Raw genomic sequence first — 22542 nt, 5'->3', positions numbered from 1 at the left:
CTTCCGTTGGACACATCCTCACAACAAATTCGACTTACACACCCACCCGATTATTCCGCACGAAACGAAACAGACGCAGCGTTTCCCGAACTGCCAAATAGAAAACCAGCACAGCATAAAAGGCCGAAAGCATTGTCATCGAGACAGGCAAACCGAAGGGATAATCTGGCAGGTCACAGGGTTTAGTAGGCCGTGCAGGGAGATGGGCCATCCAATCCGAAAAATTATGCCCTTCCACGAGGGCAACATGGCACTCCGCAGCAGGGCTCGGCCACCATCCCTGTTCTACCCCAACATGAAGACCCCCAAGCCCAACACTGACCAGTAGGCAAACAAGCCCAGCGACAGCCGCCCAACGGGCATAGCGTGGAGATAGCACCAAAGCCAGTACACCAATCCCCAACAACACCCGCCACGGCCCACGTTCCCACAGGCACAGCTCACAAGGCACCATATGCAAGAACGTCTCAGCTACAAAAACGATCAGGAAAACAAGTAGAGCGGCTAGAATATACAGCCCACCAATTCGCCAGACGGCCCTTATCTGCCGCTTGTCGGTAAACAGCATCCCCCTCTCCTTCTATTGTATCCCGTTCAGATTTTAGGGCTGAGTAACCGTACCCGGTGCCGGCTGCGGTGCTGGCAATGATGGTGACGGCGGCAGTAAGGATGTCGGGCCAGAAGACCCACTACCCTGTCCGCCACTCCCACCCGAAGGAGGAGCTAGCACTGTCGGCCCTTGCCCTTCATCCGCTTCCACATGCGGCGCCATAGCCATAGGCAGTTGCGGCGGTATAGGTTCTGGCAAAGGGCCAACCATCGGCTCTACCTTATCGCCATCACAGGACACGACCTGCACATCATACAAGGCCCCAGCGTAAGCGCCCAGAGCGGGGTCATCCGTGAACATCCATCCTTCAAAAGGAGAGCTGCCAGAGTCCTGATTCTCCTCAATCTTCAGCAAAACGGCTGTCTGCGCTGGCAGGCCATCCGGCTTCTGCAAGCAACGCTCCAACCGGAGCGACAAAGGCCCGTAGGTGGTATCCACCCCCACACGCAGTGGCACCAGCTCCACATGAGAATCCAGACGCCGCATGATCCGCAACACCGCCCCATTACGCCCCTGCCATGTCGTGGCCGGGTAAACAGCCGGAGCCGCCACACCTCTAGCACCTTCCGCATGAAGGGCACCCGGCACTGCAGCCAACAGACCTGCCAGACAGGGTAGGGCTAGAACACTCTTCCTGATCCTCACTCCGCACCTTCCTTTCCTGCTGCCTCTCCGGCTCCACTTTCGGCCATCACATCTGCCAGAATCTGTTCCATGTGATGCCGCAGGAATACAGGCCCTACATCCATGAGCAGGGCATCTGCACAAGCATCACGCAGTACTTGCCGCAATTCCTCTTCGTTCTCCCGCAGGACACGCAGCTTACCCGTGCAGCTTATGGGCTGACCATCCCGGTCCAGCCAGACCGGTTCATCAGGATGATGCTTCACTGTGCTGACTGCCCCACACCCGGCTCTGACCCAACACCTGCAGACGGCGTAGAAGGGAGAGATTCACCCGACTGCCCAGCCGGTGCCGCCTTTTTCTGAAGGGAGTCCGTAACCGAAAAGATGAACTTACTCAGCAACTGCTCAAGGCTGATCGCTCCCTGCGTTTCACTGATCGTCCCGTTGGGCTTCAACATATTTGAATCACCACCGGGGGTTAAGGCCACATATTTCCCACCCAATAGGGAGTCCGATGTAATGATAGCCCCGCTATCCACAGGAAGTTGAATACTCGGTGAAACAGAAAAAACAATATTGGCCTGAAATGTATGGGTATCCACCTGCATGCTACGCACATGACCAACCGTAACACCGGCCAGCCGGACATCCGACCCTACACTCAACCCATCAATATGACTGAATGATGCATGAAGAGGATAGCCGCTATCCTGCGGATGCTGCCGCCCAACAAGGGCTAACACGATCAACACCGCCAGCACGACTGCCGTCACCAGCCCAACCAGCAGTTCCATCCGGTCCCGGCTGGCCCGTCTTGCTGCGATATACCCGGCATTATCCGAAGCCATGAAGCATCCTCACCTAGTATTGTTGACCCACCATGCAGTCACGCATACCGCTCTAGCGGACTCCGCCCCTCACGTCCAACACCCTGCATGATGGACGCCGTTTTTTCTTCTTCCCCCTACAAGGGATAGTTATCCCCCATATCCCCACTTTTTAGCCTGCTTATGCCCGCTATCCCCCTTGGATTACGGTTTCCTCATCCTTCCTTCAGTACTAGACTCACTAATTATGAAAGCGCATCTTCACTGGAGTGGCGTTCACATGAGAACGCTTCAGACGAACACAGACCCCGACAGCGCAGTTCTGCGATCGGTAACCCTCCCTTCTGTCTGGAGTGACGATGCCGCTCAGGCACTCATCCAGCTGACCACTGCGGAAGGTGGACCGGTCCGTCTTGCCAGTGAAGCTGCCCGCTGGGTGGAGATGATTGATTCCACTCCCCCACTGCCTCATAGCCCGCAGGATGCTCCGCCTATCGGACGTAGCCTGTCTTGCCTGCTACTGATGCAGCAAATGGCGCCTAACGCCGCTATCTGGCGCAACGAACCAGATGGACAACCCGGCTTCATCATCCGTCTTTCCGGCTTCGTGCAAGATGGCATCTTCGCCACGGAACATTTTGCAGCCTGCCTGAAACTGGCATGCGATAGCCTGCGCAGACTGGAAGCGGCCCGCCGCCCCTATCGCAGTGGCGATCTACCTCTTTTTGATGATCCAGCGCCTCATGATGACAGTGACGGCCCCGCCGGTCTCATCCTGCTAACGGACCTTGATGCCTGCCTAGCTGCCCTTGGGCTGGATTATGACAGCAACGAAGGCCGAGCCACAGCCTCAGCCATCGCCCGCTTTACACGGCTAGTTGCTCGCTCGGGCACAGCGACACCGGACAGTGCCTTTGCCTGCCCTCACGCACCGGATATCGAACAGGCTAGCATTGCCATCAGCTCCGCCATGCATTCCGTGACCGGGCTTGCCCTTATTGAGACCGGCTTTTCCTCTCCGGGGCCTGTCGATGCGCTACTAGATGTGGAAGCCTGCGGACCGGGCCCAATTTTCTCTCTGGTCACCAATCAGGGAGGGTTGCGCCCCTCCACACTCAACCGGCTGGCCCATAAAGGCCTCTCACCAGAAGCCGCTCTGGCCCTTGCCTTAGATGGGCAACCCCCTCTTCAGCCCGCTGGGGCCCAAGCCCATGCCTTAATGCATGATGCTATCCAGCCTTTCTGCGACCATCTCCCGGCACTGCCGGAGCCAGAACTGGATGACCTCAAAGAAAAGCTGGGGCGTGGCGTCCGTCGTCCCCTACCCATGCGGCAAGGCGGCTTTAGTCAGCGCACGTCCATCGGCGGCCATCGCCTCTTCATGCGAACGGGTGAATTTGAGGATGGTACCCTTGCCTCCCTCACTCTCACACCGCCCCGTGAAAGCCCTATGGCTCGTGGGTTGATGGAATGTTTCAGTCAGGCTGTCAGCATCGGCCTCCAGTTCGGCGTGCCGCTGGATGTGTTTGTCGAACAGTTCGCCTATTCCCGCTTTGGTGCCTGCGGCACCGTAGAGGGTGATGACATGGCCAGCTATGCGACCTCCATGCTGGATTACGCCTTCCGGGCCCTCTCGGAAGCCTACCTAGGCCAGCGTATGCCCGATGCCCCCACAGAAAGCGGCGAAAAACAGCAGGAAGCCCCCATGCTGCCTTTCGGGCCGGAGCAGGACGGTCCGTCTTCACGGCCGAAAAACCGCAAACTCCGCCTCGTTGGCTAAGGCATCATACCATCCGTGCAGAACGGGAAAGCATTGACAGGCCCTGAATGGCCTGTCTAGCTAGTTCCTGTCCTGTACGGATGTCCTCCCCGCTACTACGAGCGTAGTGGGGATAAAGCGTTGTTCCGCCACCCGGCGGGGACACAGGGGAGATCGCGGATGACCGATCACGAGGCGATAAAGCGCGACCAATTTGACGACCGGCTTGCCCAACTGGAGCAGAAGGTTGCCCCTCGTGCAAAAAAGGCAAAATCATCCACACTTTCTGAGCAGTCCTCCCTTGGTATGGCCTTCCGTATCGCCAGCGACATGATCGCCGGTATTGCCGTAGGCTTAGGCATTGGCTATGAGCTTGACCGATGGACAGGATACAGGCCTGTGTTTATAATTGTGTTCGCCATGCTTGGTATGGCAGCCGGCCTGCGGAATGTCTGGCGTGTTGTGAATGTGATGGATGTCCCCGATAACGGGACACAGAAAGACGGGAGAAGCCAGCGTGGCCAGCGGATCGACGATTGACGCGCTCGGACAGTTTGAGCTGCATCCGATTTTTGGTTCTTTTGGTGAGGCCCTGTGTTTCTCTCAGGCCCCACTCTATATGGTCATCAGCGTGGCTGTTGTGCTGGCATTTCTTTATGTCGGTATGAAGCCAAAAGCCGTTGTCCCCGGCCGCTTGCAGGCTGCGGCAGAGGTCAGCTACGAATTTGTACACGGGCTCGCCGTTGATACCATCGGTGAAAAAGGTACGGCCTTCTTCCCGTTCATCTTTGCTCTGTTCTTCTTTATTCTGGCCGGTAACTATATCGGCCTGCTGCCGTTCTCCTACACATTCACCAGCCACATCGCCGTGACGTTCGCTCTGGCGATAACGGTGTTCATCCTTTGTATCCTGACGTCCCTGCGCTTTCAGGGCGTGGCCTTTCTGAAGCATTTTATGCCGGAGGGGGCGCCGATCGCTCTGTCCCCCATTCTGGTTCCTATCGAGATTCTTTCCTACATCTCCCGCCCCATCAGCCTGTCCATCCGTCTTTTCGCCAATATGGTGGCCGGGCACGTGCTGCTGGAGGTTTTTGCAAGTTTCACGATCATGCTTGCCGGTCTTGGAGTTGTCGGCGATGCGCTGGCTGTTGCTCCGCTTGTGCTGAATATCGCACTGACGGCACTTGAGCTGCTGGTAGGGCTGTTACAGGCTTACGTCTTTGCCATCCTTACCTGCATTTACCTGCGTGAGGCTGTCGCTCACTAAGTGACTGACTGTCTCCACGTGTCTCCCTTCGCCCTGTCTTAAAGGAAACCTGAACCATGGATCTTCTTCATCCCGCCCGTGAGATTGGTGCTGGTCTTGCCGTGATTGCTCTCGCCGGTGTCGGTGCTGGTATCGGTAATATCTTTGCTGCTCTGGTGAACTCCATTGCCCGTAACCCGGCTTCCCGCCCGCATGTGTTCGGTCTGGGCATGCTCGGCTTCGCCCTGACAGAGGCCATCGCCCTCTTCGCCCTGCTGATCGCCTTCCTTATTCTCTTCGTCTGAGGGCAGGACCCATGCGCCTTACGCCTCGTTTCCTCCTGTCTGCCGCCGCCCCCCTTGCGGCCTTACCGGGCCGGGCCGTGGCGGAAGGCATGCCCCAGCTCCACTTTAAAGACCCCTTGCTACAAGGGCAGGTGGTCTGGGGTGCCCTTATCTTCATTGTCTTCTACCTGCTTCTGAGCCGCTCCGCCCTCCCCAAAGTGGCGGACGTCATCAAGGCCCGTGAGGTTCGTGTCCGGAATGATCTGGACCTAGCCCGCCGTGCCCGAAAAGATGCTGATCAGGCACAGAAAGAACTCTGCGAAGCGCGCGAAAAAGCCGCTGAGGAGGCAGCTGCCACCATCCAGAGTATCCGTGATGCTGCCAGAGAGAACATCCGGTCTCAGACAGAAGGGACAGCAGCCCGTCTGGAAGCTGAGATCAAAAAAGCCGAAGCGCAGATTGCTCTCTCCCGCAACAATGCGCTGGCCCAGATCAATGAGATCGCCTCCAGCACTGCCGTGGCTCTCACCGAGCGCCTCATTGGCACAGCTGACCAGCAGGCCATTGCCGCTGCTGTTGAACACGCCCACGCCACGAGGAGCTAAGCATGTTTCATGAACCCCGTTTCTGGACAGCGCTTGCCTTTGTCCTTTTCTTCGTCATCTTTGGCCGCAAGATCTGGGGGGGTATCGCCTCCAAGCTTGATGGCCGCGCTGATGAAGTCCGTAAGAATCTGGACGAAGCCACACGTCTCCGCCGTGAAGCTGAACAGATGCTTGAGGACTCCCGCCGTGACCATAGCCGGGCACAGGAAGAGGCTCAGGCACTGATCGCTAAGTCCAACGAAGAGGCGCAGAAGCTCCGTGCTCAGGCCGAAAGTGATGCCGCAGAGCTTGTTGCTCGCCACGAGAAAATGGCTCGTGAGCGCATCGAAGCGGCCGAAAAAATGGCTCTGCGTGATATCCGCCGTGAGGCTGCCGCTCTGGCTCTAGCCGCCGCAAAGGATGTCCTCAGCAAAAAGCTGGCAGAAGACCCCGACCTTGCCAACAAGCTCATCAATAATGGGCTAGAGGCACTGCCGCATGCCTTTGGTGACAAAGCTGCGTAAAACATCATGACAGCCAGTGAGATGACCAGTCCCTTACTGGCTGTCGTGGTCACCGTCCTGAATGAGGGCGAGAATATCCTTCCCGTCTGTAAGGAAATCCATACAGCCCTTGAAGCCCTTCCCCCAACGGAAGTCATCTTCGTGGATGATGGCAGCACGGACGACACCCTCCAAAAACTGCAAGAAGCCCGCAGCACCATACTTCCCGAGCTACGTATTCTTGTTCACCCCTCATGTTTGGGTAAATCAACAGCCCTGCGCACGGCCATTCGGGCCGCTCGTGCCCCGTGGATCGCCACGATGGACGGCGATGGGCAGGATGATCCCACCTTCATTCAGACAATGCTTAAAACTGCATTGGCTCATGATGAAGACCCTGTCAGCCCTCTTGTGGTCGGCATCCGCCGTAAACGACAAGACAGGCTTTCCCGCAGGCTAGCCACCCGTTTTGCCAATGGGCTTCGCCAACGCCTGCTAAAAGATGACTGCCCTGATACGGGCGGACCACTTAAACTGTTCCGGCGTGAGTTGTTTCTCTCCCTCCCGCAGTTTGAAGGGCTACACCGCTTCATCCCCGCCCTGATGAAAAGCTACGGTGCCCCGCTCATCTGTATTGAGACGCAACACAGACCTCGGTTGCATGGGTACTCCAAATATACGAATCTGCATCGGGCTCTCGTTGGTGTGCGGGATATGCTGGGCGTTCTCTGGTTACAGAACCGGACCCGCCGCCCACCACCGCTGACCGAACGATAAAACCGGAACAACCGCAACCAGCCCAGCGGGCTGATCTTTCCCTTAAGGGCCAGATATCATCTCGGCTCATCCGGTGTGCAGCGGAGTATTCATGACACTATCTTTCCGCCATTATGCCCTGCTTGCTATTGTGGCCTTTCTGGTCGCTCTGCCGGGACGCCTCAGCCTCCCACCGCTGGACCGGGACGAACCCCGCTACATGCAGGCTACAGCCCAGATGCTGTCTTCAGGCAATTTTCTGGACATACGCTTTCAGGATCAGCCACGCTATCTTCAACCTGCAGGTATTTATTGGCTCGAAGCAGGAGCAGTAAAAACCACCGAAGCCATCACACAAAACAGCAACCTACGCCATGAAAGCTGGCCATACCGCATCCCAAGCTTGCTGGCATCCGTCTTCAGTGTCCTCCTGACAGCATGGATCGGCTCCCGACTATTCGGCGGAATTACCGGACTATGTGCAGCGAGTCTTTTGCTGGTCGCCCCTCTCTTCGCTGCAGAAAGTCGAATGGCGACTATCGACAGCGTCCTTCTCCTCGATATTCTCTGCCTTCAGGCACTGCTACTCCGCCATTTTGACGATATGCGAGCGGAACGCTCAACACCATACCGGTTCAGTCTGCTCTACTGGTGCGCTCTCGGGATCGGCCTGATGCTAAAAGGCCCCATCGTCCTTATTCCTGCACTCGGCACCCTGTTCTCACTCTCCATCTGCCTGCGCAGTATGGCTCTCATTCGGCAATTACGGGCAGGATGGGGCTGGATAATCAGCCTGCTCATCACCCTACCTTGGTGTATTGGCATTGCCGTGGTCAGTCATGGTGAGTTCTTCCGTCGTGCCGTAGGGCATAATCTGCTTGGTAAGATTGCACACCCTCAGGAAACGCATGGTTTCCCTCCCGGTTATTATCTCATCCTCTTCCTGTTGGCCTTCTGGCCGGGAGCTCTGGCGACTGTTCGTGCTCTCCCCGCTATCTGGCAGCGGCATACCAAACCTGAAGTTCTATTCCTTCTCTGTTGGATCATCCCTCATTGGTTCATCTTTGAGTGTCTCGCTACTAAACTTCCTCATTATGTCCTGCCAACCTATCCGGCCCTTGCCCTTCTAACCGCCGCTAGCCTCACGGCGTGGCCTCTCAACCCATTACGATCTCTTTGGGCAAAACTGGGCATTACTCTCTACGCCCTGCTTTGGGGGGTAGCGGGTTTTCTCTTTTGCACGGCTGGACCTGTTCTCCTCTACAAGATGGAAGGGCATCTCTCCGCAGCTACACTTATCCCTACTATTGGGAGTCTGCCGCTTCTTCTGGCGGGCATCCGACTTTTCTGGAAACAAGACTGGCGAGGTGGGGCCATCTGTTCCATAGGAACTGCCCTGCTTGCCGAGGTCGGTATTTTCCTGTGCGTAATGCCCCATCTAACCAGCATCCAACTCTCCCCTCGTATTGCAGAAAGTTTCAGAGAGCTACGTCCCTGCCCTGAAAGCACCCTACTCTCCCCCTCTTATAGGGAGCCAAGTCTCGTCTTCCTTACGGGGGGAACAGTGAGCCTGCTGTCCCCTCTACAGGCGGCAGATGCACTGCATGACCATGCCCGCTGCACTCTGGCCCTTGTGGACCAAAAAGATGAACCAGCTTTTCAACAAGAGCTTAAACGACTCGGGGCAGAGGTCATTCTGTATGACCAATTCGAAGGGCTGAATTATTCCAACGGGCACAAGCTGCATCTGCGGCTCTATGCTAGTCACGGACAAGCCACCCCCTAGCGGAAAACTCATCCCGTGTGCCAAGAACAGCTCTAAATGGAAGCGCTCGCTTTCATTAAAAAACTGACATAGAATGACCGGACAAGACATTTTGTGAGCAAAACCATGCTACAAATCTCCACCCTCTCCATGCCGATGGCATGGTGCCCCGTCCCTCTATTCCCATGACCCAGCAGGCGTCTTCCTCCTCCCCTGCACAAGAGGCATCCTCTCCCTCTTGGTCTGTCGATAATACGGATACCGGCCTTTCGCTGACGATCAACGGGGAATGGAAAGCCCTGTCTAATGAGTTGATGCAGTTCCCGGAAGACGCACTCACTGCTGCTTCTCCCAAAGCAGGACAGAGCCTATCGATTGATCCTGCCGGTCTTAAAGGGTGGGATTCCGGTTTCATCATGTTTCTGTGGAACGTCAAACAAGCGGCCTTTCAGGCCTCACTAGTTTTTGACGATCACACCCTCCCTTCCTCAGCACAGCGGCTTCTAGCTCTTCTCCCGGGCAAGGCAGGTCACCCCTCGCCCCATCAAGACGCCCGAGAAGGGATTTTGGCCCGCATTGGCGGAACAACTTTAAACATCCTCCAAGAAATAAGCACATCCTGTTCCCTTTTGCTGGATGTACTGCGGGGTGCCTTCAAAGCCCTGCGGGGCAAGAGTTCCATGCGCCTTAAAGACCTGCTCGTGGATGTCTGGAACGCTGGCCCCTCTGCCCTGCTCATTGTCAGCATTGTCAATTTTCTGATCGGGGCCATTCTGGCTTTTGTCGGACTGCTAGAATTGCGTAAATTTGCAGCCGAGATCTATGTGACCAATTTGGTTGGCATTGCTTCCGCACGCGAGATTTCTGCCATCATGACAGCCATCATCATGGCAGGGCGAACGGGTGGTGCCTATGCTGCTCGCATCTCCACCATGCAAGGGAATGAGGAGATTGATGCCCTTCAGGTAACGGGAATCTCCGTAGCGGGCTATATCCTGCTACCCTCCATCCTATCGCTGATCCTTATGATGCCGCTGCTGTATCTCTATGGCACACTAGTTGCCATTTTTGGCGGTTTTGTCGTTTCCATGACCATGATGGACCTTTCGCCCACCGGCTACTGGCTATCCACTTTCAATGGTGTGGAACTCAGTCAGTTTGCGTTCGGCTTCATTAAGGCCCTCTTCTTTGCCGGGTTCATTGCTCTAGCCGCCTGTCGGATCGGCCTGAAAGCAGGCCGCAGTGCTGCTGATGTCGGTATTGCTGCAACACGAGCTGTCGTGATCGGCATTGTCGGGGTGATCGCTCTAGATGCTATCTTTGCCGTCCTCGCCAACGCAGTCGGGATATAATGATGCCTGATAAAGAAACGCTCATTTCCGTCCGTGATCTTCAACTTTCTTTTGGTCCTAAGATCATCCAGCAGAATGTTTCCTTCGACCTGAAGAAAGGCTCTATTTTTGCTGTGATGGGCGGATCGGGCTGCGGCAAAAGCACCCTGCTGCGGAGCATGATCGGCCTCCTTCGCCCTACGGCAGGGCGCATCATGGTCGATGGCAAAGACTATTGGGCGCAGGATGACGCCCACCGTGCAGCCATTAATCGCCGCTACGGCATCCTCTTCCAGAGTGGTGCGTTGTGGAGCTCCATGACAGTCGGGGAAAATGTCGCCCTGCCGCTGGAAATGTTCACGGACTTCAAGCCCGATGTCATTGAAGATATGGTCCGCCTGAAACTCGGGCTTGTCGGGATGGAACACGCCATCGACCTTTTCCCTTTCGAGATTTCCGGGGGAATGCGTAAGCGTGCCGGCCTCGCACGGGCTATTGCGCTAGAACCCGACATTCTCTTCTTTGACGAACCTTCCGCCGGGTTGGACCCGATCACCTCCGCTCGACTGGATGATCTGATCCTCACCCTGCGTGATGGGCTGGGTGCCACGATTGTCATCGTCAGCCACGAGTTACCCAGCCTCTTCACCATTGCCGATGATGGCATCTTTCTAGATGCTATCACGCATAAGCCTATTGCTCATGGCTCTCCCCGTGCATTGCATGACAGCTGTACCCTACCAGAGGTAACAGCCTTCATGCACCGCTCTGCTTCCATCCCCTCCCAGACAGAACAGAAAGCCGAACAGCATGTCTGAAAACACCAATAGGAAAACCCAGATCGGCCTCTTTGTTGTCCTTGGGGGCGTACTGCTACTGTTCATCATTATGGCCTTTGGTCACCTTCGTCTCTTCTCCAAAACACGGGAAGTAGCCTTGGTGTTTCAGAACTCCATTTCTGGCCTCTCTGTCGGTGCCCCGGTCAACTTCCGTGGCGTGAAGGTCGGGTCAGTCAAGAGCATTACCCTGCATGTCGACCCGCAAGACCGTAAAGCCTATATCCCCGTTATCATCACGCTGGAAACTGAGCAGGTGCATGTCGTCGAAGACAACGCCAGGGGAAAGCAGATCAATCTTCAGGTCATGGTTGATGACGGCCTGCGTGCTGGGCTGAACCTCCAAAGCCTCGTAACGGGTCAGTCTAATATCGAGCTAGATTTTGACAAATCTGTCCCAGCCACACTGCACCCTCGTATCACCTCCTTGCCAGAAATCCCCGTCCGACTTTCTGCCATGGAAAAACTGAAAAACACGCTGGAGCAGATTCCTATCAAGGATATCAGCCAGCATGCTGATACTGCTTTACTTTCCATCACAGCACTGAGCGATAGCCTCCATCAGGACCTACCCAGCCTCATTGCCAGCATGAAAAAGACCTCTGACCAGTCGCAAGAGACCATACAAACTGCCACAGAGACTATCAGAGACCTGCGGACCCAGCTGGATGTGACCTTGGAAAAAATGGACAAGCTACTTGATACAGGCAACTCCCAGCTGGAGATGCGCGGTAAGGATATCCACAAGACGCTTGCCTCTGCCACGGCCACGCTGGAGGCACTTCAGGACATTCTTTCAGCCCGCTCTGTAGACCGGGCCAATCTGGACGCTGCATTACGGGATATTGCCGCAACAGCCTCCTCTCTCCGTGGTTTCGCCAGCGATGTGGAACGCAACCCGCAACTCCTGCTTATGGGACGCCGCCCATGATGTTTCCTTTCCGCCGTACCGCCCTTGCTCTTCTGGGGGGCTGCAGCATGCTTGCAGGCTGCACCTCTCCACAGTTGCATATCTACACGCTCGGTATCCCTGTCCACTCCGACAAATCCCTACGGGTTTCCCCGCAGACAACAGTCGTGCAGCTAAGCAGGGTTGTTATGCCAGACTATCTGGACTGCCAGGACATCATCACACGGCAGGGTGAGGAGATCCACCGCAGCCCCAACTCCCGTTGGGCATCACGTCTCTCTCTCAGTGTCACGGACCTGATCACGAACGAAGTGGCTGCAATACAACATAATATTCTGGTCACGGATCAGCCTCTAGCTCAGGCTGCCGACATGCAGATTATGATTGCCATTTCGGAGTTTGATGTGGATGTCAGCGGGCAAGCTATCCTGAATGCACACTGGGCCATCGTCCCGCGTGACCGCCACAAACCACTCATCCGCAATATTGCCCATCTTTCTGCCTCTGGCCCTGTCGGAGCAGACGCTGATACGGCTGCTCTCATGCGCAAACTTGTCGTGCAGCTAGCGGAGCATATCTCCCAATCCATCCCGACACCGTAAGTCTTCGGCATGATCCTGCATGTTCTTTCCTTTATGGAACACATGCAGGGTACTCCCCACCAATGGGGACGCTCAAACGGGCATCATATATTAGGAAATCATGGTGGAGCTAAGGGGAGTCGAACCCCTGGCCTCCTCATTGCGAACGAGGCGCTCTCCCAACTGAGCTATAGCCCCACGATGTATGGTATAGGACATCATGCACGGCTGGAACTGTCAAGATGTGGGCAAACAGCACCTGATCTCGCCAGCCGGGAAGAAGACTGTTACATGTAATAATCCGCATTCATCTCACGCCGCCGAGAGGGGTTCTTGCCTGTGCATGCTGCCATCATCTATCTCCAGATCATCAACCTGCTCATGGTGGTACTGGATGTCTATACGTGGATTATCCTTGCCTACTGTCTCGCTACCATGGCCGTCAGCTTTGGCATCATAAACCCCCATTCCAACCGTTTCATGATGAGCATCGTTGAAATTCTGGCCAAGCTTGTGGAACCTGTCCTCCAGCCTATCCGCAATATCCTGCCACCAACAGGCATGATGGATTTCGCTCCCCTCATCCTACTGCTGACCATTCAGTACGCTATTCCCTTCATCCTGAAGAGTATTTTCAGGGTCTTTTTCCTACCTCAGGGCTGATACGAAAAAACCCCCGCCTGAAAGCAGACGGGGGTTTTCTTTATACTCTAAGCTAGGCCAATCAGAACACAGCGAACACGGCGGCCTGCGGGGAGATAGAACGAGATGTATTATGCCCAGCCACCGGCAGAATCACGCCGACAATTCCGCCAATACTTGATGTCCAGTTATATTCAATACCGGGACCAACATTGAAGGCACCAGACCAACCCGTCCGCGAATTGATATATTTCTTGGAATAAACGTTATATCCATTAACCGAGCTGGAGGTGGCCCATGTGTGGTACAGATCCAGCGCAAAAACCCATTTCTTGGTGATACCTAGCTCGACCGAGCCACCTTCATTCCCATAAGGGCCAACATGGCCACGCCCGGTGAAACCCTTCTCCGTTCCATAGCTGGTAATATTGTGCAGCTTCGTACTGGCCACCGGGTGACGGACCTGCGCCCAAAGACGCACACGCATAGCATGTTTGAAGAACGGCAGAGCAAACTGACTATGAACACCATACCGAAGTGCCCAAACACCCTGACCAACGCCTTCTGAAGCATTGGCAAGATTTTTATAGTCACCGGTTGGTGTGTTCACACCAAAATACAGCGTGATGGATGGCGTATAATGCGGCGTCAACCGGTACTGGAACTCCACCGGCAAGTCATTGAACTTCAGACCAGAAGGTTTGCTATGGTTCCCCCAGCTATAGCTGTATGTTGGCAGCAGGTAGATGGAAAGGTTCTTCGTAATACCGTACTTTGCCAAGGAGAACTGAGTGATAGAATGCTGTCCACCAGCCCCTTTTCTCGTATTGAGATGCCCGTTGGAATCAAACGCTCCAGCTGGCAGGCCAGCAGCCACATAAGGCTCCACAGCAATCATGCCCGGCACAGGCAGCGCAGGTGATGGCGAATAAAGAGACCCTGTATACCACTGTTCTGGCAGTGGTTTCGGTCCCGGTTTTTCCGCAATGGAAACAACCGGCTGCTGGGTTACTGCACCTTGAGATGCCGTCCCGCCCGTTGCAGAGACTTTGACAGGCTGCGCTGTCTTACCTGTTTTTTTAGCAGATTTATCGTCCGTCTGGGAGCCGGCGTTGGCAGCAACAGTGGTGGCATCCGCGGCATACAGGTTCGCAGAGACACTATAAGTACCTGCAAAGAGACTGGACAGAAGGGCTGCGTAACGCACGGACTTCTTCATCACGGTGAACCATCTTTCATTGCTGCGATGAAAAAATATTACGACAGCAAAAAGATATTTTGCAATAGAGAAATGAAAATTTATTTATATCTGAAACATATTCAACTTGTTTTATCTGTCTGAGACATATTCAGGAAAAACAATATAACATTCTGTTTTTCCTGAATGTTTTTATGAGGCTGTCCCCCCAACCGTCAGTCCGCTGACTTTCAGCATCGGCTGCCCCACACCAACAGGAACACCCTGCCCGGCTTTACCACATGTTCCGATGCCGGGGTCCAATTCCATAGAAGGACCGATCATGCTGATCTGCTCCATCACTTCCGCTCCACTACCGATAAGTGTAGCCCCACGCACAGGCGATGTGATCTTGCCATCCTCAATCAGATAAGCCTCCGAGGCAGCAAACACGAACTTACCGGATGTAATATCAACCTGCCCCCCACCAAAGTTACGGGCATAAATCCCCTTCTTGGTGGAACGGATCATTTCCTCTTCCGAAGCATTGCCTCCCGCCATGATGGTGTTAGTCATGCGGGGCATTGGTGCATGAGCATATGACTGACGGCGACCATTCCCCGTAGGGGCAACGCCTGTCAGACGGGCATTTAGCCTATCCTGCATATACCCCTGCAAGATGCCATTCTCAATCAGCACCGTCCGGCTGGTCGGTGTTCCCTCGTCATCCATATTCAAGGAACCACGCCGCTCCGGCAGGGTTCCATCATCCAAAACCGTCACGCCCGGGGCAGCAATACGCTTACCCACACACCCGGAAAAGACAGACGTGCCCTTCCGGTTAAAGTCGCCTTCCAGACCGTGCCCCACCGCCTCGTGCAGCAGAATCCCCGGCCATCCAGCACCTAACACAACGGGCATTTCACCCGCCGGTGCAGCCACAGCCTCCAGATTTACCAGAGCCTGACGCAAAGCCTCCTGCGCCATAGCCTGCCAGCATGCAGGGGCCATCAAACGGGACAGAGCATAGCGCCCCCCCTGCCCAGACCGGCCACTCTCCCGCCGCCCGTCCTGCTCTACCACAATGGAAATATCGAGCCGGACCAAGGGGCGGACATCCACCAACGGGCCGACCTCCTCCTTCTGAAGGCAAGCAGGACGCATGATCCGCACAACCTGCCACTGCGTGTTCAATGTAGCATTGACCTGCACCACACGACGATCCAGCCCACGACCATAAGCGTCAATCTCGCCCAGAAGAGCCGCACGCTGCGAGAACTCTCCTCCCTCCAGCGGGTGGGTCACCCCATAAAGAGCAGAACGGCTAACCGCTTCACCATTCATCGGACTGGCAGGGGCCTGCTGGCCCAAGCGGAGGGCTGTGCGATCCACAGTTCCCAACCCTTCAGCGGCCCTTTGAAGGGCCTCCATGCCCAGTAAGTCGGAATAAGCAAAGATAGTCTGGCTGCCCGTCACACCCCGCAGGCCAAAACCGGAAGACCGGTTGAAGCCCACATTCCGCAGCAAGCCGTTTTCTAGCCCCAGCGTTTCCTCTTCCCGATATTCCAGAAACAGTTCCCCATCATCCATGCCGGAGAGGCTGCGGGAAAGCTGACGATTTACATCATCAGATGTCCACGGCAGGGCATCGTGAAAAAACAAGGAATCAGAGAGTGTTGTCAGGGAAGGCTCAGACATGACCACCAGATGGTTTTCCAATCAGCTCGAGAGCCGAGAAGTATAAAAAACTGAGAATATCCTGTCTCATAAAATGAAGTTTACGAGCAAGCCCTCGACAGAAGAACAATTGTCCCTTAATCGTTTTGGTATCAGTTCAAAAAATGCGAGGCATGCAGCCATGGCAAAAAAAGCAGTTTCCTCTTCTTCCGCCCAACGCCCTTCCCCTCAGAAAGCCGCCGTACAACGCGTTTTTGAGCTGATCGAAGAGCATGGTATCGAGTTTGTCGATCTCCGCTTCACCGATACAAAAGGTAAGTGGCAGCACACAACACAAACTGTTCGTACCATTGAGGAAGATACCTTCACAGAAGGCTTCATGTTTGACGGGTCTTCCATTCAGGGGTGGAAGGCCATCAATGAGTCCGACATGGTCCTCCTGCCGGACCCGGAAACAGCTGTTGTCGATCCCTTCGCTGCACGCCCGCAGCTCATCCTGATCTGCGACATCATCGACCCTAAAACAGGCGGCTATTACAACCGCGACCCCCGTGCGACTGCCAAACAGGCTGAAGCCTATCTGAAAAAGAGCGGTCTGGGTGACACGGCCTTCTTCGGCCCGGAAGCTGAATTCTTCATCTTCGACAGCGTCCGCTTTGGCACAGGTGAAAATTACGGCACCTATCACCTCGACAGCATCGAGGGGCCGGATGCTTCCATGAAGGAATATCCGGAAGGCAACATGGGCCATCGTCCGGCCCGCAAGGGTGGTTACTTCCCGGTTCCGCCGGTGGATAGCGAGAACGACCTGCGTGCCGAAATGCTCGCCACTATGGGCGAGATGGGCCTGCCGATCGAAAAGCATCACCACGAGGTGGCCCGCAGCCAGCACGAGCTGGGCACGGCATTCGCCACATTGGTAAAGTCTGCCGACTTCATGCAGATTTATAAGTACTGCGTGCACAATGTTGCCCATTCCTACGGCAAGACGGCCACTTTCATGCCCAAGCCGATCTATGGCGATAACGGCACAGGCATGCATGTGCATCAGTCTGTCTGGAAAGACGGCAAGCCGCTCTTCGCTGGCAAGCGTTACGCTGATCTCTCTGATGAAGCCCTGTACTACATCGGCGGTATCATCAAACACGCCAAGGCACTGAACGCCTTCACCAACCCTTCCACCAACTCCTACAAGCGTCTGATCCCGGGCTTCGAGGCACCGGTGCTGCTGGCTTACTCCTCCGCCAACCGCTCCGCTTCCTGTCGTATTCCGTACGCTACCAGCCCGAAAGCAAAGCGTGTCGAGGTCCGCTTCCCCGACCCGACAGCTAACCCTTACCTGGCCTTCAGTGCTATGCTGATGGCTGGTCTGGACGGTATCCGCAACAAGATCCATCCGGGCGAAGCTATGGACAAGGACCTGTACGAGCTGCCGCCGGAAGAGCTGAACATGATCCCGACCGTCTGCGGCTCCTTGCGTGAAGCTCTGGAAGCCCTGAAGACCGACCACGCCTTCCTGCTGGAAGGGGATGTCTTCACGAAGGATCAGATCGAAAGCTACATCACACTCAAGATGCAGGAAGTGTACCGCTTCGAACACACACCGCACCCGGTCGAGTTCGAGATGTATTACTCCGTCTAATCCTTACTTCTGCCTTCCTGCTCCTCCGGGAGTGGGAAGTGGGATTTGTGGAAACCGCCTACCCTCTTATGCGGGGTAGGCGGTTTTTTCATATCAGGACTCTCTGCCAGATTAAGTATTGCCCACATAAAATCAGGGCCTCTCCCTTTACAGGAAAGGCCCCGATCCTCTAGCTCTTCACCCCCATAAAGAGGGTAAGGCACTCTGCTAGATTTAGTTAGCTACGTGGCAGGCCGCTTTCTGTTACATCCCACAGCCATGCAGCCCCACGCACACCAGAACTATCACCATGACGGTTCTGCACGATCGGCGTTGTGCAAGGGGAGGTAATCACATGGCGAGGCAGCAGTTTGGGCACACGCTCATAAATGCTGGAGAGGTTGGACACGCCACCGCCAAGCACGATCACATCAGGGTCGAGGAAATTAACAGCCTGTGCACAGGCACGGGCGAAACGGTCCATGTAGAGGTCCAGCGCACGAATGGCGGCCTCATCCCCATTCCGAGCGGCTTCCTCAATCCCATTAGGAGAGCGGTTCCCTTCGCCCTTCCACTCTGCAGCAAGAGCCGGGCCACAGAGATAACGCTCCTGACACCCCTCGTTACCACAGAAACACTTCCGCATGGGCATATCTTCCGGCTTAACCCACGGCAGAGGAATATGTCCCCACTCACCAGCAATGTGATGATGACCGGACAGAATACGGGCATTCGCCACAATGCCACTACCCATACCTGTCCCGATAATTACACCCAGAACGGTTGAATAGCCTTCCCCAGCTCCATCAGCAGCCTCGGACAGGGCAAAGCAGTTGGCATCATTCTCCACCCGCACAGGGCGGTTGAGGATTTCCTCCACATCACGCTTGAACGCATTATTGTTCAACCATGTTGCGTTGGAGTTACGGACGAGGCCTGTCTCTGGGGACAGAGACCCGGGAATGCCAATGCCCAGCGTGGACGTAAGCTGTGTCCCCGTGATGCGATGAGCTGGAACGCAGCCGACCTGTTCCTCCGCCTTTAGCACGAGGTCCCGGATAGCCTGAATGGCCTTGTCATAGACCCCGGGGTTGGGGATGCGCTCACGCAGCACCTCTTTGCCGCCACGGTCCAGCGCAAGAATTTCGATCTTCGTGCCGCCAAAATCAATTCCAAGACGATAATCAGCCATGTGGTGATTCTCCCTAAATCCAGCTTACGATGCGGGATGCAGCGGCTGCTGACGGATGACCTCCAGCTCGGCACCATGTTCTTTGGCAAAACCGGCAAGATGGCCAAAATGCTCACTAGCAAGATGGGCTTCAAACCCTTCCTTACTGGCCCAGATCTCACAGACCGTGAAGCGACCCTTTTTCTCAGCATCACGGGAAATTTCGTAACGCTGACAGGCCTTTTCCTTCAACGAATGGCCAGCACAGACCTGCACGGCCTTCTCCAGCTGAGCAGCTTTATCTTCCGAAATGGAAATAAGCGCCAGAATATGGATGGTCTCACTCATCTCGACTCTCCTTGAGTTGCCATGCCCAGCTGTTGATAACATTACACTGAGCACAAAAGCAGCCACTGGCAAAACACATTCCCGTCAGCCGCTCCCTCATCAATAAGGAGCTGCGAACCGTGCCATACCTTGGGCCCTGCATGAAGTGAGCCTCAACAAAAAACAGGGCCATGTAAAGCCCTGTTCATAAACTTCACCATCTGTTTTCTGCTGGTGTTCAGTGTCCTGTCTGCGGGATGAAAGGCAGAACCGTTACAATGACTTTATGAGGCTGCCCTTCCGCATCTGTGGCGTACAGTGTTGTCCCTTCTGCCGCATGGGCGGGGGTGACATACCCCATGGCAATCATGGCCCGCAGAGTCGGGCTGAAACAACCGGAAGTAACACGCCCGACACGGTCGGTTCTTTCCTCATCAGAGAACAGCTCTACACCACCCCCTAACAGAACCTCCTCCTGCGGCCGCAGGCCGACACGCTGGCGATAGATACCATGCTCCATCTGCCCCTCAATCGTCTGGGCACCGGGATAACCGCCAGCCCGCTCCCCACTGGCCCGGCGACAAGCAGCAATGCTGCCAACCAAAGCGGCCTCCACAGGGGATGTGGTCTTGTCGATATCGGCCCCATACAGACACAACCCTGCCTCCATACGCAGGCTATTGCGGGTGGCCAGCCCAGCAGGCGCTACATCTGGGTCCGCCAACAGGCGGCGGGCAAAAGCTTCTGCCTGCTCTGCCGCTATGGAGATATCAAACCCTTCCATCCCCGTATAACCAAAGCGGGCTACAACAATGCTACCCCCTTCCCACGGCACTTCAGCACTATCCCGATACCGCATACCCGCAATGACCTGCTGCCCCAAAACACGGGAAAGAACTTCCGCCGACTGCGGCCCCTGTAATGACAACATGGCCCGGTCGAACTCCCGGATCAGTTTGCAATCATCGCCTATGGCATTTTCGAGATAATCGGCATTATCTTCCCGGTTCGGGCCGTTCAGCATCAGCAGGAAATCATTTTCCTGCCGAGAAATGGCCAGATCATCCCGGATGCCCCCCTGATCGGTCGTCAACAGGCCGTAACAGACCCGGTTCTTCTCAAGGCTCTTGATATCCAGCGGCATCAAGGCTTCGAGAGCCTCAGCCGCGATGGCGGCATTATCCTCTTTGGCACGGACACGGACCTGCCCCAGAAAGGAAATGTCAAACAGCCCCGCCTGTTTACGGGTATGGAGATGCTCCACTTCCATGCCGGAAGGGTAATGCTCCGGCAGGGCATAGCCTGCATAGCTTCCCATCGTGGCATTCAGCTCTTCATGCAGGGCGTGAAGGGGGCTGGGCTTCAATGTTTCATCCGTCATTCTGTTTTCGTCCTGTAAATACAGGGGGAAGTGAACCACTCTGCCAGCTTCATCCCCGTCTGACAATCCGGGTGAGCGCACCCTCCGCCATACTGCATGAGCGAAGAAATCAACCCTTCATCTTCAAAGCTTCCAGAACATCTGGCTTCATGCTGATGCTCTGTGCCTGTGTCGGGAAGGACCCTTCCTCCACCTGTCGGACATAATGGGAAAGCGCCCCCACCATCTGCTCACCGACTTCGGCAAAACGATGAGCATGACGGGGTGATTTCCCCTCAAAAAGACCTAGTACATCATGCCAGACCTGAACCTGTCCGTCACAGCCTGCTCCGGCCCCGATCCCAATGGTTGGAATGGTCAATGACCGAGACACCAGCTCGCCCAATTCAGCCGGAATAACTTCCAACACAATGCCAAAGGCTCCCGCTTCTTCCAAAGCACGGGCATCATCCAGCAGCTTGCGAGCTGCCTCTACCTGTTTGGCCTGCGCCCGCAAGCCGATCTGATGCTGGGCCTGTGGTGTCAGCCCCAGATGCCCCATAACAGGCACCCCCATTTCCGTCAGCCGGCGAACAATCGGGGCAATTTCCCGCCCGCCTTCCAGCTTCAGGGCCTGCCCGCCACCTTCCTGCATTACACGCCGGGCGGCATCCACCGCATCCTGTTCCGTTGCGTAAGACAAGAAGGGTAGGTCCACCACGACAAGAGCTTTATGGCTACCCCGCATAACCATGCGGGCGTGGTAGATCATATCATCCACACACACAGGCAGGGTCGTGTCCTGCCCCTGCATGACCATTCCAAGAGAGTCCCCCACCAGAATGACCGGTACACCCGCCTGCTCGGCAATAAGGGCCGAGGCATAATCATAGGCTGTGAGCATGGCGATCCGCCGACCCTCATCCTTCATTTTCTGGAAGTCTGCGATTGTTGTCCGGCGCATGGTGGGGTTCCTTCTCTATGGCCCTTACGGGCGGGGGAGGTTCTGGGCGATATAAGGAGGCAGGCTGAAAGAGGCAACATGCACATCTGGTGTCCAGTACTGGCAGCTTGCCTCGATGCCCTTCGCACGACGGGCTAGCTCGGCCACATCCAGCTTATGGGGCGGTGTGCCCTTTTTGGCCATACCCAGCGTCATAAACCCACCGACATAGGTCGGCACAGCCGCCAGATAAGCCGTAACATGGGGGAAGAATTTCGCACGGCGGGCCGTTGTCTCCCGTAGCTCATCAGCCTGCTGGAAGGGGACGCCACACTGATTGACGATGATCCCTTCATCCGAAAGGATGCGAGCGCAGTTCTTATAAAAATCATCCGTAAACAGCACATCACCTACACCGATCGGGTCTGTACTATCCACGATGATGACATCAAAGGAAGCATCACCAGCTTTCTTGACGTAATCAATACCATCCCCAACGATGACCTCAGCCCGTGGGTCATTCCACGCATCCTGCCCAAACATCGGCAGATGCTGTTTGGAAAGTTCGATCACATCACCATCAATCTCCACCATAACGGCTTTCTCAACCGTTTCATGCTGGAGGACACGGCGCAGCACACCGCCATCGCCGGCCCCGATGATAAGAACACGCTTGGGGTTGGGATGCATAAAGAGCGGCACATGGGCCAGCATCTCCTGATAGATAAACTCATCCCGTTCGGTGATCTGCACGATGCCATCCAGCACCAGCACACGGCCGTGGCTACTGCTTTCGAAAATGCGGATATCCTGAAATGGCGATTTTTTATGAACCAGCTCTTTCACCACTTTGAAACGCTGGCCCCAATCGGGATAAAGCGCCTCGTTGAACCAGGTTCCAGAAGATGTGCCAGATGTCATGGCGGCATCCTTTCTTCATTACAGGGCCACGCCTTACCACCTGTTCCCCTTACGAGACAGGCAGCAAGGCACGCAGCCCCCGGTC

Annotated in this window: 25 protein-coding genes and 1 tRNA gene; 14 read left to right on the top strand and 12 right to left on the bottom strand. The window is 55.5% G+C overall.

The features are described 5' to 3' along the window. Positions 1 to 34 precede the first annotated feature (34 nt). From AL01_RS07735 to mlaD, 4 genes are read right to left on the bottom strand one after another with little or no spacing between them, the layout of a single operon-like run. The gene (locus tag AL01_RS07735; RefSeq protein WP_077396930.1) at positions 35 to 568 is read right to left on the bottom strand and encodes a disulfide bond formation protein B; all 534 of its coding nucleotides are present in this window, start codon (positions 566 to 568) and stop codon (positions 35 to 37) included. A gap of 33 nt (positions 569 to 601) precedes the next feature. Beyond that, positions 602 to 1255 carry a DUF2155 domain-containing protein gene (locus AL01_RS07730; protein WP_077396928.1) on the bottom strand — a complete coding sequence of 218 codons (654 nt, stop codon included), beginning with the start codon at positions 1253 to 1255 and terminating at the stop codon, positions 602 to 604. Then, entirely contained in the window at positions 1252 to 1500 is a 249-nt protein-coding gene (locus AL01_RS07725) for a hypothetical protein (RefSeq protein WP_077396926.1), read from the bottom strand. The genes AL01_RS07730 and AL01_RS07725 overlap by 4 nt, the downstream gene beginning before the upstream one ends. Further along, the gene (gene mlaD, locus AL01_RS07720) at positions 1497 to 2084 is read right to left on the bottom strand and encodes an outer membrane lipid asymmetry maintenance protein MlaD (RefSeq protein ID WP_241502766.1); all 588 of its coding nucleotides are present in this window, start codon (positions 2082 to 2084) and stop codon (positions 1497 to 1499) included. The genes AL01_RS07725 and mlaD overlap by 4 nt, the downstream gene beginning before the upstream one ends. Positions 2085 to 2343: 259 nt before the next feature. On the opposite strand from mlaD, the gene AL01_RS07715 reads away from it, so the two are divergent. The 12 genes from AL01_RS07715 to AL01_RS07660 all read left to right on the top strand — a co-directional run bounded on the left by AL01_RS07715 (position 2344) and on the right by AL01_RS07660 (position 12639). Further along, positions 2344 to 3843, top strand: coding sequence for a TSCPD domain-containing protein (locus AL01_RS07715; protein WP_241502765.1), 1500 nt, complete (start codon positions 2344 to 2346; stop codon positions 3841 to 3843). A gap of 159 nt (positions 3844 to 4002) precedes the next feature. Beyond that, the gene (locus tag AL01_RS07710; protein WP_077396922.1) at positions 4003 to 4362 is read left to right on the top strand and encodes an AtpZ/AtpI family protein; all 360 of its coding nucleotides are present in this window, start codon (positions 4003 to 4005) and stop codon (positions 4360 to 4362) included. Beyond that, positions 4340 to 5089, top strand: coding sequence for a F0F1 ATP synthase subunit A (locus AL01_RS07705; RefSeq protein WP_077396920.1), 750 nt, complete (start codon positions 4340 to 4342; stop codon positions 5087 to 5089). Before AL01_RS07710 ends, AL01_RS07705 begins: the two co-directional genes overlap by 23 nt. Before the next feature lie 56 nt (positions 5090 to 5145). After that, positions 5146 to 5373, top strand: a complete 228-nt coding sequence (locus AL01_RS07700) for an ATP synthase subunit C family protein (protein WP_018979931.1) — start codon at positions 5146 to 5148, stop codon at positions 5371 to 5373. Positions 5374 to 5384: 11 nt separating this feature from the next. Further along, entirely contained in the window at positions 5385 to 5957 is a 573-nt protein-coding gene (locus tag AL01_RS07695; RefSeq protein ID WP_077396918.1) for a F0F1 ATP synthase subunit B family protein, read from the top strand. A gap of 2 nt (positions 5958 to 5959) precedes the next feature. Next, a complete protein-coding gene (locus AL01_RS07690) occupies positions 5960 to 6460 on the top strand; it encodes a F0F1 ATP synthase subunit B family protein (RefSeq protein WP_077396916.1) in 501 nt (166 codons plus the stop codon). Between the two features lie 6 nt (positions 6461 to 6466). After that, a complete protein-coding gene (locus tag AL01_RS07685) occupies positions 6467 to 7216 on the top strand; it encodes a glycosyltransferase family 2 protein (RefSeq protein WP_077396914.1) in 750 nt (249 codons plus the stop codon). Positions 7217 to 7307: 91 nt separating this feature from the next. Then, a complete protein-coding gene (locus AL01_RS07680; protein WP_077396913.1) occupies positions 7308 to 8981 on the top strand; it encodes an ArnT family glycosyltransferase in 1674 nt (557 codons plus the stop codon). 164 nt (positions 8982 to 9145) lie between these two features. Next, a complete protein-coding gene (locus tag AL01_RS07675) occupies positions 9146 to 10312 on the top strand; it encodes an MlaE family ABC transporter permease (RefSeq protein ID WP_077396911.1) in 1167 nt (388 codons plus the stop codon). Then, positions 10312 to 11109, top strand: a complete 798-nt coding sequence (locus AL01_RS07670; protein ID WP_077396909.1) for an ABC transporter ATP-binding protein — start codon at positions 10312 to 10314, stop codon at positions 11107 to 11109. Before AL01_RS07675 ends, AL01_RS07670 begins: the two co-directional genes overlap by 1 nt. Next, positions 11102 to 12058: an MlaD family protein gene (locus AL01_RS07665; protein ID WP_077396907.1), complete on the top strand. Its 957-nt coding sequence runs from the start codon at positions 11102 to 11104 to the stop codon at positions 12056 to 12058. The genes AL01_RS07670 and AL01_RS07665 overlap by 8 nt, the downstream gene beginning before the upstream one ends. Further along, positions 12055 to 12639, top strand: a complete 585-nt coding sequence (locus AL01_RS07660) for a PqiC family protein (RefSeq protein WP_077396905.1) — start codon at positions 12055 to 12057, stop codon at positions 12637 to 12639. The genes AL01_RS07665 and AL01_RS07660 overlap by 4 nt, the downstream gene beginning before the upstream one ends. A 101-nt stretch (positions 12640 to 12740) precedes the next feature. On the opposite strand, the gene AL01_RS07655 is transcribed toward AL01_RS07660, so the two are convergent. Then, a tRNA-Ala gene (locus tag AL01_RS07655) sits at positions 12741 to 12816 on the bottom strand. A 141-nt stretch (positions 12817 to 12957) separates the two neighbouring features. Between AL01_RS07655 and AL01_RS07650 the strand changes: the two genes are divergently transcribed. Continuing rightward, on the top strand, positions 12958 to 13281 hold the full coding sequence (locus AL01_RS07650) for a YggT family protein (protein ID WP_241502773.1): 324 nt from the start codon (positions 12958 to 12960) through the stop codon (positions 13279 to 13281). A gap of 61 nt (positions 13282 to 13342) precedes the next feature. On the opposite strand, the gene AL01_RS07645 is transcribed toward AL01_RS07650, so the two are convergent. After that, positions 13343 to 14479, bottom strand: coding sequence for a hypothetical protein (locus tag AL01_RS07645; protein WP_077396903.1), 1137 nt, complete (start codon positions 14477 to 14479; stop codon positions 13343 to 13345). Between the two features lie 171 nt (positions 14480 to 14650). Next, positions 14651 to 16135 (bottom strand): metalloprotease TldD, encoded by a 1485-nt coding sequence (gene tldD, locus AL01_RS07640; protein ID WP_143280733.1) that lies wholly within the window; start codon positions 16133 to 16135, stop codon positions 14651 to 14653. A gap of 160 nt (positions 16136 to 16295) precedes the next feature. Between tldD and glnA the strand changes: the two genes are divergently transcribed. Further along, the gene (gene glnA / locus AL01_RS07635) at positions 16296 to 17756 is read left to right on the top strand and encodes a type I glutamate--ammonia ligase (RefSeq protein WP_077396899.1); all 1461 of its coding nucleotides are present in this window, start codon (positions 16296 to 16298) and stop codon (positions 17754 to 17756) included. Between the two features lie 217 nt (positions 17757 to 17973). Here the strand turns inward: glnA and AL01_RS07630 are convergent, their stop codons facing one another. From AL01_RS07630 to speE, 5 genes are all read right to left on the bottom strand, one after another. Continuing rightward, positions 17974 to 18927, bottom strand: coding sequence for an ROK family protein (locus tag AL01_RS07630; RefSeq protein ID WP_077396897.1), 954 nt, complete (start codon positions 18925 to 18927; stop codon positions 17974 to 17976). A 24-nt stretch (positions 18928 to 18951) separates the two neighbouring features. Continuing rightward, complete coding sequence (locus AL01_RS07625; protein ID WP_077396895.1) at positions 18952 to 19254, bottom strand: putative quinol monooxygenase; 303 nt, start codon at positions 19252 to 19254, stop codon at positions 18952 to 18954. 217 nt (positions 19255 to 19471) lie between these two features. Further along, positions 19472 to 20614, bottom strand: coding sequence for a glycine cleavage system aminomethyltransferase GcvT (gene gcvT, locus AL01_RS07615; protein WP_077396891.1), 1143 nt, complete (start codon positions 20612 to 20614; stop codon positions 19472 to 19474). A gap of 109 nt (positions 20615 to 20723) precedes the next feature. Beyond that, complete coding sequence (panB, locus tag AL01_RS07610; protein ID WP_077396890.1) at positions 20724 to 21557, bottom strand: 3-methyl-2-oxobutanoate hydroxymethyltransferase; 834 nt, start codon at positions 21555 to 21557, stop codon at positions 20724 to 20726. Between the two features lie 24 nt (positions 21558 to 21581). Next, complete coding sequence (gene speE / locus AL01_RS07605; RefSeq protein WP_077396888.1) at positions 21582 to 22457, bottom strand: polyamine aminopropyltransferase; 876 nt, start codon at positions 22455 to 22457, stop codon at positions 21582 to 21584. Between the last annotated feature and the right edge of the window lie 85 nt (positions 22458 to 22542).

Origin of the sequence: Bombella intestini, assembly GCF_002003665.1 — a bacterium.
In the GTDB taxonomy this organism is placed as follows: Bacteria; Pseudomonadota; Alphaproteobacteria; order Acetobacterales; family Acetobacteraceae; genus Bombella; species Bombella intestini.
Note: the sequence above shows the minus strand (reverse complement) of the source record. Positions and strands in the feature narration are given on the sequence as shown.